General features: G+C 41.5%; 14 protein-coding genes. 2 read left to right on the top strand and 12 right to left on the bottom strand.

What is annotated here, in order from left to right; all coding sequences use genetic code 11:
- Positions 1 to 9 precede the first annotated feature (9 nt).
- From QT716_RS04905 to fadH, 10 genes are all read right to left on the bottom strand, one after another.
- Positions 10 to 876 carry a DUF58 domain-containing protein gene (locus tag QT716_RS04905; RefSeq protein WP_317934876.1) on the bottom strand — a complete coding sequence of 289 codons (867 nt, stop codon included), beginning with the start codon at positions 874 to 876 and terminating at the stop codon, positions 10 to 12.
- Positions 876 to 1,868 carry an AAA family ATPase gene (locus QT716_RS04910; RefSeq protein ID WP_317934878.1) on the bottom strand — a complete coding sequence of 331 codons (993 nt, stop codon included), beginning with the start codon at positions 1,866 to 1,868 and terminating at the stop codon, positions 876 to 878. The genes QT716_RS04905 and QT716_RS04910 overlap by 1 nt, the downstream gene beginning before the upstream one ends.
- 26 nt (positions 1,869 to 1,894) lie before the next feature.
- Entirely contained in the window at positions 1,895 to 3,430 is a 1,536-nt protein-coding gene (locus QT716_RS04915) for a hypothetical protein (protein WP_317934880.1), read from the bottom strand.
- Positions 3,431 to 3,443: 13 nt separating this feature from the next.
- Positions 3,444 to 4,292, bottom strand: a complete 849-nt coding sequence (locus QT716_RS04920; RefSeq protein WP_317934957.1) for an ABC transporter permease — start codon at positions 4,290 to 4,292, stop codon at positions 3,444 to 3,446.
- Positions 4,273 to 5,223 (bottom strand): ABC transporter ATP-binding protein, encoded by a 951-nt coding sequence (locus tag QT716_RS04925; protein WP_317934881.1) that lies wholly within the window; start codon positions 5,221 to 5,223, stop codon positions 4,273 to 4,275. Before QT716_RS04925 ends, QT716_RS04920 begins: the two co-directional genes overlap by 20 nt.
- On the bottom strand, positions 5,220 to 7,616 hold the full coding sequence (locus QT716_RS04930) for a hypothetical protein (protein WP_317934883.1): 2,397 nt from the start codon (positions 7,614 to 7,616) through the stop codon (positions 5,220 to 5,222). Before QT716_RS04930 ends, QT716_RS04925 begins: the two co-directional genes overlap by 4 nt.
- Positions 7,617 to 7,677: 61 nt before the next feature.
- Complete coding sequence (locus QT716_RS04935; protein WP_317934958.1) at positions 7,678 to 8,595, bottom strand: LysR family transcriptional regulator; 918 nt, start codon at positions 8,593 to 8,595, stop codon at positions 7,678 to 7,680.
- 99 nt (positions 8,596 to 8,694) lie between these two features.
- Positions 8,695 to 9,135: a cyclic-di-AMP-binding protein CbpB gene (cbpB, locus tag QT716_RS04940; protein WP_317934885.1), complete on the bottom strand. Its 441-nt coding sequence runs from the start codon at positions 9,133 to 9,135 to the stop codon at positions 8,695 to 8,697.
- A gap of 138 nt (positions 9,136 to 9,273) precedes the next feature.
- The gene (locus QT716_RS04945) at positions 9,274 to 9,543 is read right to left on the bottom strand and encodes a hypothetical protein (RefSeq protein ID WP_317934887.1); all 270 of its coding nucleotides are present in this window, start codon (positions 9,541 to 9,543) and stop codon (positions 9,274 to 9,276) included.
- Positions 9,544 to 9,608: 65 nt separating this feature from the next.
- Positions 9,609 to 10,367: a 2,4-dienoyl-CoA reductase gene (gene fadH, locus QT716_RS04950; protein ID WP_317934888.1), complete on the bottom strand. Its 759-nt coding sequence runs from the start codon at positions 10,365 to 10,367 to the stop codon at positions 9,609 to 9,611.
- 208 nt (positions 10,368 to 10,575) lie between these two features.
- Between fadH and QT716_RS04955 the strand changes: the two genes are divergently transcribed.
- Positions 10,576 to 11,046, top strand: a complete 471-nt coding sequence (locus tag QT716_RS04955; protein WP_317934889.1) for a YkyB family protein — start codon at positions 10,576 to 10,578, stop codon at positions 11,044 to 11,046.
- A gap of 30 nt (positions 11,047 to 11,076) precedes the next feature.
- On the opposite strand, the gene QT716_RS04960 is transcribed toward QT716_RS04955, so the two are convergent.
- Positions 11,077 to 11,937 carry an NAD(P)-dependent oxidoreductase gene (locus QT716_RS04960; protein WP_317934891.1) on the bottom strand — a complete coding sequence of 287 codons (861 nt, stop codon included), beginning with the start codon at positions 11,935 to 11,937 and terminating at the stop codon, positions 11,077 to 11,079.
- Between the two features lie 180 nt (positions 11,938 to 12,117).
- Positions 12,118 to 12,327 carry an aspartyl-phosphate phosphatase Spo0E family protein gene (locus QT716_RS04965; protein WP_317934892.1) on the bottom strand — a complete coding sequence of 70 codons (210 nt, stop codon included), beginning with the start codon at positions 12,325 to 12,327 and terminating at the stop codon, positions 12,118 to 12,120.
- Positions 12,328 to 12,550: 223 nt separating this feature from the next.
- On the opposite strand from QT716_RS04965, the gene QT716_RS04970 reads away from it, so the two are divergent.
- Positions 12,551 to 12,739 carry a YkvS family protein gene (locus tag QT716_RS04970; protein WP_455431223.1) on the top strand — a complete coding sequence of 63 codons (189 nt, stop codon included), beginning with the start codon at positions 12,551 to 12,553 and terminating at the stop codon, positions 12,737 to 12,739.
- Positions 12,740 to 12,770: the final 31 nt, after the last annotated feature.

Here is a 12,770-nt window from a genome sequence, read left to right on the forward strand (position 1 = left end):
ACCTCCTCTCTAGCGAACCCAGCCAATCTTACGCATCTGCATCGTGAATACATCGACCGGTCCTGTTTGAGGGGTCGTTTTTAAAACGCTTATGCCGTATTTAGCTGCACTTTCCATCATGCTGATTTCATGGGATTGCATACGTTTTTGATAGTCTGCTTCTGTAGAGTGCATCATGGTTACTTCTGCATTGGCATTACTTTCACTATCAATCAACCTCAAATCCCCTTGATAATCAGGTTGAAGTTCTGATTTAGATCGAACAGTGACAAATCGAATGTCAGGACATCTGCTTGAAAGATTTTGGAACAGTTTTGTAAGCTGTTCAATCGTTTCTAAAGCATCCGTTAACACAAACAAAATTGTAGTCCCTCTAGGAATAGAAGGAATTGCGTCTATCAGTCCATGTCCTTCTCTTGGCGGCTCCATTTTACTTATATAAGATGTCCATGCTCCAGATTGTCGAGCACCTTTTCTGTTGAACATCTGTTTTTTTCCATCGAGCATTCTACTAATCGATACCGTATCCCCATTCTTTAAAGCGATTTGACCGATACCTACAGCTAGTTTCTGTGTGAATATCCACTTATCTTCAAATCCCATAGAACAGCTAGTGTCTAGCAAAATATGAATACGCATCTCTTGTTCATCTAGAAATTGTTTAATGAAGTAAGAATCCGTTCGGGCATAGACATTCCAATCAATATGGCGTATGTCATCACCGGGATGGTATTCCTTGAAATCGGAGAATTCCAAGGAAGCTCCCGTCTTTTTGGAAACGTGACTTCCCTTGTGATGTCCTAGACGTCCACTGCGTTGAACAAACGATAATCTTCCAAGACGGGATGCCAAGCTTGCAGGGAAAAAAGAAGTCATTAACCAACCGCCTCTTTCCGCATTTCAGCAAGTACGTGATCTAAAAACTTATCATTTGTAATCCCTTCAGCCTCCGCTTCATAATTCAATTGAATTCGATGAAGCAATGCGGGTTTTGCAACAGTCCGTATGTCCCCAATGGACACGTGGATTCTTCCGGAAAGAAAAGCTCTTGCTTTTGCTAACCGAATAATCGCCTGCAGACCGCGAGGACCGCTTCCGAACTGGATATAAGGTGAATAGGAGTTAGCATCCCCTATCTCTTCATGCGTCATCGATACAAGTTGAACAGCGTAGTCGATCATTTCTTCAGCAATTACAATTTCACGCACTAACTGCTGAGCTAATAGGAGCTGGTCGTCATTCATTACTTTTCGAATGGAAATGACCGCCGTTCCAGTTGTACGTTTCACAATTTCTTTTAATTCACCGGCTGTTGGATTTTCAAGGTTGATCTTACATAAAAACCGATCCAATTGGGCTTCTGGCAATGGATACGTCCCTTCCATATCAATTGGGTTTTGAGTAGCTAAAACGAAAAATGGTTTAGACATAGAATAGGTCGACCCTAATACTGTTACTGTTTTTTCACCCATCGCTTCAAGTAAAGCACTTTGTGTTTTAGGAGTCGCTCTGTTAATTTCATCCGCTAATACAAGCTGGCTAAAAAGCGGTCCCTCATTGAATGTGAATTGTTGACGTCCATCGTCTGTTCGCTCTAATAGAGTTGTGCCTGTAATGTCGGATGGCATTAGATCGGGTGTAAACTGGATTCTTTTGAATGACAGATCCAACGCTTCACTAATCGTACGGATGAGCATGGTCTTCCCGAGTCCCGGTGCTCCTTCTAATAATGCATGCCCGTCCGCAAGGATTGACAGCAATGCGTATTCAATAGCTTGTTCTTGTCCGACAATGAATTTCTCGATTTCAGTTCTCACTTCAATCATTTTTTGACTCATCTCTTCAAATAATTCCAGGGATGCTGTCATCTTGTGTTCCCCCTTTTCCACATTCACTATTCAATCGATGAAAAGTAGTCTGTCAAAATTTTCTCCAGCTCAGGTGAAAGCGGCAGCTGGTCTGTACGTTTTAAATAGGCATCCTTATACTGACCAACGACTTCTTCGTATGGCCGAATGGTGCCCCGTTCATTCGTGGTCTGCTTATCCTTCGAATCCACAGAATCACCTTTGCCTAACTTTCCGTTATCGCGGTCCATTCCAGAGCTGTTTCCGAAGCGTGAATTCGGGATTGAGAGCAGGTTTCTGCCACCTTCGCCTTTGCCTGGTCCATTGCCTTGTCCCTGACCTTGACCTTGCCCTTGACCCTGACTTTGGCCTTGCCCTTGGCCTTGGCCCTGTCCTTGGCCTTGGCCTTGACCTTGGCCCTTGCCTTGTCCTTGGCCCTGTCCTTGTCCTTGGCCATGGCCCTGTCCTTGGCCTTGATCTTGACCTTGGCCCTGACCTTGGCCCTGTCCTTGATTTTGACCTTGGCTTTGACCTTGACCTTGACCCTGGCCTTGACTTTGCTCTTGGCCATTATTCCCATCGGGGTTTCCGTTTTCAGAGGGCGATTGTCCTGGTTTCGTTCCCTGGCTACTAGGGGAAGGGTTACTGTTCCCCTTTGAAGGATCGTTCGCACCTTGTTGACCGCCAGCGCCGCTTTGTCCTCCTGCTAATTGAGGGATCGATGGCGCTTTACCAATTGCTGTTAGTTCTTCATTCGCCACATCTGATTGTTGTGCGAGAGATTTTGTTATCTTTTCCAATTCACCGAGCTGCTGTTTTTGTTGAGCAGTTAAATTAGATTGTGCATTCGTACTCGGTGCGTTTCTTTTCTTTTCAACTAACTGCATTTGCTGGAGCTTTAATTCTTTTTGCGCCTTCACAAACTTTTTAAGTGCTTCTTCTGAGCTGTCCGCTTTTTTTAAGTCTGATGCAAGTTGGTCTAATTTCTTTTTCACTTCAGGATTTTTTACCCGCTTGAGTTGGCTGGCCGTTTCTTTCGCCAGTTCGCTCACTACTTCTTTTTCCTTTTGAATCACTTTCGCTTCTTGCTGAGCAGGTGAGGGAAATAGCAGAAGAGTTATAAGGAGTAACCCTGCACCTAATGCAGCCAGTGCAACTTTCCCCTCTGGACGTTTCTTTTTTCGAGTGTAAAACAAACTTAATGCAGCTGGAATTCTAGCAACAGTTCTTTGTATTAGCAAATCTCCGAAGTCGGTTTTCTGGATTTCTTTATCCAACGATGTAATTAGTAAGTTGTCAGGTAAATAGCCATCCAATGCATGGATTGCATGTGCTGATTTGATCCGCTTCTGCAAATACATTGCGACCGTTCCTAGTGCAATAACGAATGCAGCTAGCCACGCATATCGTTCATAGTAAGGAAACACAAACAATCTCGAGACCAAAATGACTGCAGCAGCTGCTCCAATGGCAGCAGCAATACCTCGAAGGGCTAAAATACTCGCTTGTTCCAGCCGTAAACTTCTTTTAACTTTAGTGATTGCCCGGTTGATTACTTTCAGAGCTTCAGAACGCACAGCCATTTTGGTCTCCTCCCTATCTACGTTTTTTCATATTCACTCGTAACCGCTTAGTTGCAATCCAAATAGAAATGATGGCCACCAATCCGTAAAACACTAAATAACCAATCCATAACGGAAAATGGACCTGAGTCACTTCTTGCAAACTCATTTCAAGTTCCGGTGACAGTAACGTGGCAAAAAATATTTCGGGATTAATGCTTGCAAGTACGTGACCAAGATAAGATTTGGAAAGAGTAGACCCCATAGCCCCCAGCTGGTTTACTTGTATCACAATAAGAAACAAAAATGGTACAACTGCTGTGAAAAATAGCATACTTCCATAAGCCGCAATCATTGAAACCGTCGTACGCCGAATTAATGTTGAAAACAATATTCCAAGGCTGCCAATCGCAAGTAACGTCACAATCAAAAACAGTAAAGACTTGACGAACAGTACAGGAGATATTCCTCCGAACAAAAACACCATACTGTAGACAGGTAATCCAGCAACAATTAGCAGCAGTAAAAACAGGACTGAAGATAACAACTTACCCGTTATAATTTGAAATGAGCTTTGTGATGTTGTTAATAACATAGGCAAAGTTTGTCTTTCCCGCTCCCCGCTAATTGTTCCCGCTGTCAGACCAGGCGTGATAAATAACACCAGTCCTAATTGTATGAAAGTTAAAAAGGTAAACAAAATAACACTTTCTGATGGTTTGAAATAGACTGTTCCTGAAAGTGATGTTGTCGTATAGATGAATCCGAATACGAATATGCACATCGCGATCAAGTAAAGCAGAATACCAATGAAACTTTTAGAGCTGCGAAATCGAAGTTTAAGTTCTTTAGCGAGAACGGGATTAGTTAGATTTGCTTTCAACATGACCCACTCCCTTCGTGATTTCCATGAATACATCTTCAAGATCTGCAGAGTTTTCGGAGAACGAAACGATTTGAATCCCTGACAATATAGCTTCCCTCAATAATTCAAATTGCTGCCGGTCGTCTCCTTTAAACGTGAACGTTAAGCAGTCGCTTATACTGTCTTTTGAAATTGCCGAGACATTCGGGTTGTTTTCCAAGAATGTAATTGCCGCTGGAATGTTCCCATTAATGCGGGCAGTAATTGCTTTGTCTCCTTGTAACTGAGTTTGAATTTCCGCCACACTTCCGTGTGCAATGAGCTTCCCATTATCAATGACGCCTATTTCATCACACATCTCCGCAAGTTCTGGCAGTATATGTGATGAAATTAAAATAGTTTTCCCCATTTTTTTTAATGACTTTAAAATGTCACGCATTTCAACACGTGCTCTCGGATCTAAACCGGATGCTGGTTCATCTAAAATAAGAACTTTGGGATCGTGAATTAAACTCCTTGCCAGACAAAGCCGTTGTTTCATTCCTCTAGAAAGCGAGTCAACATACACATCTCGTTTGTCTGTTAAATTCACAAGTTCCAATAACTCTGTAATTAACTGATTCCTCTTCTCTACGGGGATCCCATAACTGGCACCGTAAAAGTCTAAATACTCGTGAGCTTTAAGTTGGTCGTAAATCCCGAAAAAGTCTGGCATATAGCCTATCAGTTTTCTAATCTCTTCAGGCTTTTTAGTATTATCAATTCCATTAATAGTTACTGTCCCAGAAGTAGGTTGCAAGAGTGTTGCTAAAATGAGAAATGTGGTCGACTTCCCTGCGCCGTTTGCACCGACAAAGCCAAATACAGTTCCCTCGTCCAGTGACAATGTCAGATTATCCAGCGCTGTAAATTGACCATATTTCTTTGTTAAGTTTAAGATTTCTATCATTTTGCAACCTCCCCTGTTAAACGAATTTCTGGCGGGTGTACAGGCTCACCCATTTGAGCATCAGAAAAGGTAAGCTTTAACTTCACTTCCCCATCCTTAGACACGTAATTATCTGCAGGTTCAATAGCTGGATTCGCTTTATCTTCCAACAATTCATACTCCCCTGATTTAACATTCAGTAAATGAACTTCATAGCGGTTATAATCCACACCGAATAATTGGAGTTTACTCCATACCTTCACTGTGTCTGTAAAGTCTTTCGGCAATTTCCAAGTTTGTGTATACTCCTTTTCAGAGAAGATATACTCCTTAGTTATTTCATCTAATAAATCCGCTGGATATCCAGAAGATGAGCGCATCTCCATTTCCATCAAATCTCCGTCTGCTCTGACAGTCCCTGTCAATTTTGAGTCAATATCAATGGGTTGAAGCAGCATAGATAGTGGTGAGTTTTTCGCTTTTCGATCTTTCAATGAGAGTTCCATAATCTGAGTCTCTGTCGTTGCTGATAATATCGGCTTCGATGAATCATTCAAATGGGTTGAAGAAAATTCTAGCAGTCCTTCTTTTCTCATCTTCACTAAATCCTCTTGACTCGATGCCGATGGATTCATATACCCACTTTGTGAAACGCTTCGTGCCCCTAATATTGTCGCTTTCACTTCTTCTTGAACATTCATAGTTTCACCAGCTAGAATAGATCCAAGCTCAATCTTTTTACTGCCAGACAAAATCGTTACGTCATTGACTTTGAATGGGAAATTGTTTGTAATAGTGCCCGTTAAGCTATTTTTTTCTAGCGTCAAATCCGTTTCAAAACTTCCAATTGCATTTGTTTCAGTTTTACCATAGACGGAAGCCACGTTCCAAAAGCCTAAGTTTCTAAATGACAGAAGTTCTTCCGTAGCCCCTTTTTCTAAAACTGCCCGATGGTGCGGAGGCGTTGTAGATCCAAAAATGAAACTTGCCGAAGAATTCACAGCAACTGTACTTGGATTTTGAATTGCGAACGTGAAATCACCGCTCTTGTCAGTTAGCAATGCTTCAGTATAATACCCTAATAGGCTCTTATCCGGTTCCACAAAGTAAACAGCGGAATGCTGTAACTGAGCATGACTTAAGCGGTCTTTTCCTCCATAAGCGAAAATCGCAAAAGAGACGACGACTGCAGTTACAGGTATAATCCACCACGCATGCTCTCTTTTGTCCCGCTTTTTCAAAAAAAGATAGAGCAGCGGAATGACCAAAACAATATATACAATAATTATTCCAAAAAGCAGTGGAGTCGAGACTTTAAATGATGGAAATAATTCGTTCGCTTCCCCGACACTCCATGTTAAATCGTCAGTTGGGCTATTGTAATAAGGCTGCATAGGTCGCGAGTTTAATAATTGATCTCGCTTATTCAACAGTTCCGTCCAAAAAGATTTTGAGCCGATGGAAGATCTGAATGCTTCACTTCCCATTGAAAATGAGGTCTGCAAAATCATACCTGAGCCTACAAGTTCGGATGCAGCTAAAATCGTGTCTTCTTTCTGTGAAAGAATAACAGCATCTTTTTTCAACTTTGTGGAGAATCCCGGTATTGGACTTTTAAATTTTTCATTGAACAAAGCCGGTGCAAGTTCTTGATTCCCCGTAATTTCCAGCGGCAGCATTTCGGAAAAAATACCTGCTTCTGCAGAAATATTTTGTGATCCGCCGAGTAGCAGCGTTCCTCCCGATTCCACCCAAGCAAACATTGCTTCTTGCTGCTTTTGAGATAAATCTGCAATCGGAAAACCATCTGCTGCGATAATGTCTACTGCATCCCACCCTTTCTTTTCATTAGGAAGGAGCGTTCGGTCTTGCTTCGTCAAATTAAGAAGTTGTGTGCCCTGTCGATCTTTTAGGTTAATGTCTTTTAAAGAAGAAAGCCGATCAATATTGTCTGATAATCCTGCTATGAATAATGAATCTTGAGGGAAAGAAGACGATGAGACGAGTTGTGATCCAGAGTGCTTAATTTCTTCACCTGAACGCCATCCGTTTTCATAGAAGAAAATGTTTTTCTTAGTTGGGGATCCGTAGTTCATGGGATCATTAATCGAGTCGACGTACATCGTGATTGTTTGTTTTTCACCTTCTCCAATCGTAATGGGCACGGATTGTCCAATACCGCTTGACTGCCCAGATGCAGTATCCACGACAAGATCTCCGGTGAACTCAGTTCCATTATTTTCGATTGTAAAGATGATAGGTGCACCTCTACCCTCTTTCGATTTTTGGTCCAACCCTGCTTGAACAGACACATTAAGGTTTGGCGCGGCATAGGTTGTACTCATTGGCCATAAGAAAACGATTGTGATGAACAATAGTATTCTACGAATCGATTTACACAGAGGATTCGACAATTGGACCACCTCACTTTCTGAATTGTTATTAATTAGTTCGATAATTAGTACGTTCTATTACCTAGAAAGTTCCATCTCCAAGTAAACTCGAATCTGCACGCAATTGTTCTGCATGGTTTTCTATTACTTTTGAAAATGCATCGACTTGTTTCAAGTCAAAAATGGATTCATAGCCGATTAAATACGTATCTCTTGTAAGCTCAAACTCCGCCTCACTATTCAGGAGAGGAATCTTATTAACCTGCTCGTCTCCGCGCAGTGTAATGGATGGTAAAATCGCATATCCAATCCCGTTTAACACAAGTTGTCTGCATGTTTCCATTTGGTCAACTGTCAATTGTCTTCCAGGATTTTTAGAGAAATGCTTCTGCCACCATTGCTGAATTTCTGTATAATAGTTAGAATCACTTTTAAATTGGATATAAGGGCGTTCGGTATCTTTTAATTGTTCTAGTGAAGTAATTTCCTTGTCTACTAAATACAGCTGATCACGGAACAGATATTTCCGTCTGCTATTCCAATCCACTTCTCCCCGGACAATTCCAACATGCGCCTCGCCTTCATAAAGAGCCTTTAATATTTCTGATGTCCATCCAGTCATTAGTGAAATTTTAGCATCCGGGTATTGCTTTACATAGTCTTTAAGGACCTCTGGCAGCCATGTTTGACCCACTATAGATGCACACGCAATTTTAAGTGTACCGTGCACCCGATCTGCAAGACCTGCAATTTGTTCTATCGTTTCCTCTTTTCGCTGAACCGTCTCTTTTGCAAATTCAATCACTAATTCACCTGCAGCAGTAGGTACTAATCCCTTTTGAGATCTGACGAACAACTTGGCACCCCATGCTTTTTCAATAGTCTGAAGCCGTTGCGAAAGTGCAGGTTGAGAGATGAAAAGCCGTTCAGCAGCTTTTCTCATATTTCTTTCTTCGGCTAATACCTTCAGAATCTCTGTTGTATTCATATAATTGTTCATCACCTTTGTTCGAATGTTGTTACATCTGTCCATTTAAAAAGAAAGAGGCTCTTTTATAAGAGCCTCTAGACATCGTACATACCTATCTGCACTTGCAGTTTATCTTGAACTATATACGTACTTCTTAAACTGCTTCAACATCACACGACGAGTCAATATTCCTGCAAATGTGCCTTCTTCATCCGTTACGCATAAGAACGTGTGGTTGATGAGTAAATCCAACCCTTTTTGAAAACGGTCTGTCGTTCGGATTAGTGGCAGATCCGTCTGCATGATATCATCCACTTTCAAATCTGAAAGACGTTCATATTCAATCCGTTCTAATCCCAGTATCGCATCTGTAATCATTCCGATGCCTAACAATCCGCGTAACTTATACTTTGCATCCAACACTGGAATTGCAGAGTAGCCTGTTTTCGTCAAAACTAATAGTGCATGCTCTGCATTATTTCCAACCTGTACATGAGCAACCTTTTCAGAAGAAATCAGATAGTCAGATATTGGCATGACCAAAAAGTCATTATTATTCAAAGCAACCAATTTAAATCGCTCCTTCAGCAGCAATTTACTTCTAGCTATGCTGCACTTCTACTATATCATACCACCCCCTAAAAAATGAATAACTCTCGGAGGATTCTAACATAATTTACCGGGTTCTATTAGAAAAGCCTCTTTCAATTAGAAAGAGGCCCAGTAGTACATAATAATGATCACCATGAAAAGTGCAGCAACTAGACAGACCCAAATAATTGGATTCAGTGCAAAGGGGTGATCTTCAATCGGCTCCGCCACACTTCGATCTTGCCTATTGAGAACGCCTTCCGGATTGAATTCCGGTTTTTTGCGCACTGCGAGAACTCCAATTAGGCCAATTAGCGCAATGACTACTGCCACCGGTACTGTCCAAACATCGAATAGCACATCTAACATGTTTTCACCTTCCCTCATTCGACCGCTTTTTTAGCCAAGCTGTCTTATGAAGTAGGATGGACATTTACTGATTAAATTAACCGTTAAAATGGAAATTGGTTGAGCCACTGTCCGCCATCTAATGTAACGATTTCGCCATTCATGTAGGAGGCCTTGTCTGACATAATGAAAGCAGCCAGTTCTGCGATTTCTTCCGGCTTTCCTACACGTCCTAACGGTACAGACTGAATCGTCCGCTGTGCAGCTTTCTCAGACTGGAATAACTTCTCGGCTCCGCCTGTCCGTTCAATCGGACCAGGGGCGATTCCGTTAACCCGAACACCGTACTTTCTCCCCCACTCTACAGCTAGCGTCCTTGTCAAGGACATAACCCCTGCCTTTGCAGCAGCTGAGTGTACAACTCCCGGGCCAGCATCCCACGCGTAGGTTGCAAGCATATTCAGAATCGATCCTTTTTGCCCTTTTTCTTTCCAATAATTCATCACTGCACTTGAGCAATAAAATGTCCCATTCAATACAATATCGATAACTGATTTCCAGCCGTTCGGCGATAAGTCTTCTGCTTGTACGATAAAGTTTCCCGCTGCATTGTTGACAAGTCCATCAATGCGGCCGAATGTTTCATCGGCATAATGGATCAGTGCTTCAATTGTTTCAATTTGTCGCACATCCATTTGAAAGACAAATGCATTTTCACCAATTTCTTCTTTCGCTGCATTCAGTTTCTCCAAATCTCTTCCTGTAATAATTACATTAGAGCCGTCCTTAGCAAATTTCTTTGCCATGTATTTACCCATTCCATTTGAGCCGCCTGTAACAATAACCACTTTTTTCTCATCCATTATTAGTCCCCCTTATAAAGTGAATGAATACTCATTCAAAATTGTAACATAAATCAGACTCCTTTTCATCTACTTCCATAAAGCCATACCTTTTGTGCAGAGTTTAAGTATCTTTTCTAGATTGTGTCTTTTTTTGTGTACTTCTATTGGATTTACTAGTACAATACTGTCAAATTGAAGTTTCCTATTTAGGAAGGAGGGCTAGCTATTGGCAGAAGCCAATTCACTGCGAGAACTAGCAGTCGCAATCTATACTGTTAATCGTCACGCAAAAACTGCTCCAGATAATCGACCACTTTATCAACTGAAAAAGCAGGCAATCGCCAAACTTCTTACTACTGGCGGTGCAGAAAAAGTCGGATTGCACTTTGTAGATAATCCAAAACACAGTAAGCAGCATTCCACCGTCCTCGTACGATGTGAGGAATTCCTCTTTCATACTCTCCCTGAAAAAGAAGACTTCACCCATTTGCCGCATTTAGGTGCCCAAGATTTAGAGTTTAGGAATCCGCAGGAACGTATGAGCCTAAAAGCAGCAAGAGATATTTTGACGAAATTCGCTGGAGAGGTTGGAGAAAAGTCAATTCCGTCATCTAATAAGAAGCCTCTTCCCACAAAAAAGAGACGCGTGTCCAATACGGAAGTGTTCAGGTCTTCCTATTTAGATGGTAAACGGTGAAAAAAGGATACGCCTGAGCGTATCCTTTTTTCATTTATAGTGTTTAAACAAGACTTGTGTTCCTTTATCGCCATATCCTTTTGCTATTAAGTCTTCATAAAGATGAATTGCCAATTCCAGCCCCGGCAGCTTGAGATCCATCATCTTCGCTTCATCTAATGCAATCTTCAGATCCTTCATGAAATGCTTCGTATAAAAACCTGGTTCAAAGTTATCAGCCAGCATACGCGGTCCTAGATTTGACAGGGACCAAGAACCAGCTGCTCCCGGTGTAATAGATTCTAGAACGCGCTCAGGATTTAAGCCTGCTTTCTCTGCATAGACGAGCGCTTCACAAACTCCGATCATATTTGTTGCGATTGCCAATTGGTTGCTCATTTTTGTGTGCTGACCTGCTCCTGCTGGCCCTTGTATAATCACTTGACCGCCAAATAATGCAAAGACAGGTTCAACGCGACTGAATACGTCCCCTTCGCCGCCGCACATAACCGAAAGCGTACCATTTTTCGCACCCACATCTCCGCCTGATACCGGAGCATCGAGTGAAAACATCCCCTTTGCAGCTGCCTCTTTATCAATCTTAATGGCAAGGGCTGGACTCGAAGTAGTCATATCGATCACAATCTGTCCCGGCGTACCTGCCGAAAGGATTCCATTCTCTCCAAAGTAAATTTCCTCCACATCTGCCGGCATACCAACCATACTGAAGATTAAATCTGCTCCTGTAACAGCTTCTGCGACAGAAGAAGCCCACTGTGCACCTTCTTGCAGTAAGTCTTCCGCTTTTTCTTTAGTACGTGTATATACGGTTACTGGATGTCCCGCTTTAAGTAAATGCTTAACAATACTGGCTCCCATCACTCCAGTACCGATAAATGAAACGTTCTCCATGCTGACACTCCCCTTTTAAAAATTAGCTGATAAAGATATAATTCCTCACAAACCTACATTTTCCTGCACAAAAACAAAAAAGAGACAGTGCCCGGGATAGGCACTGTCTTCAAAAGGGGGAAATGAGAATGTTGCTGTGTTCAATAGTAGTATCCCCGCTTATCCAAGGTCTAAACATATTTAACATAATCTTTTTGTATTAATTCCGCAAACTTCTATATTCGTACTCCATTTATCATTCGATTTGGATTCATTATAATAATGCACATTTAACAAATGATCCAATTCCACACTAAGTCTAATCGTATCGTCGGAGGACAGACCTTTTTCATTTGCTGTCTTTAGAAGTTCCTTGCGTATAAACTCAATTCTTTTTTCAATCAACTCCATGGACAGCCCTCCTTAAATTAAAACATAACTAATTATAGAGTAACATGGTAACCGGCTCGAAGATATCTAAACTTTTCGACAAATAGCGACACTAGAATTATTTAGCTATTATTATTTGTGCAAACTGTTAATTCATGATATTTTACTGGTATTAGTTTTGTACTAGCAGCCATTTTTCTACTAGTTTTGAAAGGAGTTGAATCATATGGAAGAAATAGATGATATAGAAGTTGCAGGGGTTGGCTCAATCATTGAATTTAAAGAAGGACTGCAAGGTATCGTGGAAAAAGTGAATGATAATTCGGTAATTGTAAACTTAACGTATATGGAGAACTTTGAAGAGTTGGGTCTTGAAGAAAAGACCGTTGTTAACCATAAACGGTATACGATTCTCCATAAGAAAGAAGCTTGAAACTTTTACCTGACAGCTGCGTCAAATTGAA

The sequence above is a fragment of the Sporosarcina aquimarina genome (assembly GCF_033253705.1).
GTDB lineage: Bacteria > Bacillota > Bacilli > Bacillales_A > Planococcaceae > Sporosarcina > Sporosarcina aquimarina.